At 43.3% G+C, this 1,334-nt stretch carries 2 protein-coding genes; one reads left to right on the top strand and one right to left on the bottom strand.

Annotation, left to right across the window (positions count from 1 at the left end; genetic code table 11):
- Positions 1–901 (bottom strand): ATP-dependent DNA helicase (locus tag ACYVTD_RS12955; protein WP_461248158.1); only part of this gene is annotated, 901 nt, incomplete at its 3' end.
- Positions 902–1,007: 106 nt separating this feature from the next.
- On the opposite strand from ACYVTD_RS12955, the gene ACYVTD_RS12950 reads away from it, so the two are divergent.
- Positions 1,008–1,334: DEAD/DEAH box helicase (locus ACYVTD_RS12950; protein WP_461248157.1), on the top strand; the 327-nt coding region annotated here is incomplete at its 3' end.

Below are 1,334 nucleotides of genomic sequence, written 5' to 3'. Positions count from 1 at the left end.
GTTTTGACGCCGCCTTATTGATAAATTCCTGATACCCGTCTTCGTCGGGGAGGGGAGCGTCTGTGGGAGAGGCAAGTAGAACGGCGCTTGAGTAGGGAAAGGGAGAGGGGAAACAACCCGAAAGAGGTTGGCGGGGATTGATACTGTCAATTCCGCAACGGCTTGCCCAAAAAGTAAAATCATCGTTAATCGCCAAAGTAGCGGATACGCAAACTACTGTTTTATTTGGTAAAAATACGCTGTCTTTAAGTATGGGCGCTAAATCAAGAGGAGTTTTTGTAAAGACAGTCCAAGGGTTATTTTTAAGGCGTAATTTTTCTATCCACAAAACATTATCCTCGTGTTTTTTATAATGACAAAAAACATCGCATATTTCAGCTACGCCGTCCAACCGCCTTACAATAGTTTTAACTTCCCAAACAATAGGGTCTGCCGTTTGCTCATCGTCAAGATTTTCCAAAATATCTCGGATCATATTTGTAAGGTTAAGTATGTCTTTTCTTAAATTTTTAAAATTAGGGAACAACGCATTTTTTAAAAACGCTTCATCTACAGAAGGAGAGAGCCTGAAAATCCCCTCTATGCCGCATAATTCCAAAGCGCAGTCGTCCAAACTTTCAGCGGACGAGCGTATTTTTTGGATAGCGTCAGCCATATCGTCTAATCTGTCTTCGTTTGAAGGAAGCATTGCGCAAAGTCTTACAAGTAAGCCGTGTATGTTTGTCTTGCGTGTGTTGTAAAGCCTTGTAAGCTGTCGAAAAATTCCTGTTCTGGCGAACTCCTGCGAAAAAAATGAAGTTGCGGCGTTTTCAATCGTGTGCGCTTCGTCAATGATAAGACGGTTAAAGGGCGGCAGAACAACGGCGTTTTCATAACCTGCGCCCTGATACCTCGCCGCCAAGTCCGCAAAAACAATTGACTCAGAAAAAATAATCGCTTCCCTGTGCGAAGGCGGCTCTGTAGCGGAGCTTCTTTCCTCTTACGAACCACGCAAATCTCAGCTTGACTTGCTTGCATTGATTATCCGCGCTTTTAACGAAGACGCGCTTGTTATGGCGGAAGCCGGAACCGGCGTAGGCAAATCTTTCGCCTACCTTCTTCCCGCTATGCACTTTGCGCTAGAAAACAAAGAAAAAGTTGTAATTTCCACAGCTACCATTACACTGCAACAGCAATTATTTGAAAAGGATATCCCCCTTGTCGCTTCAAGTATGGGAGACGTTAAAATAAAATCCGTAATTATGAAAGGAAGGGGCAATTACCTATGCCTGCGAAGGCTTAACGACACCTTACAAGAAGGACTGCTTTTTGAGTTTGATAAAAAAGAAATAGAC

The organism is Treponema sp. R6D11, assembly GCF_054786075.1.
The sequence above is the reverse complement of the archived record's forward strand: the minus strand, read 5'-3'. Positions and strand labels throughout refer to the sequence as shown.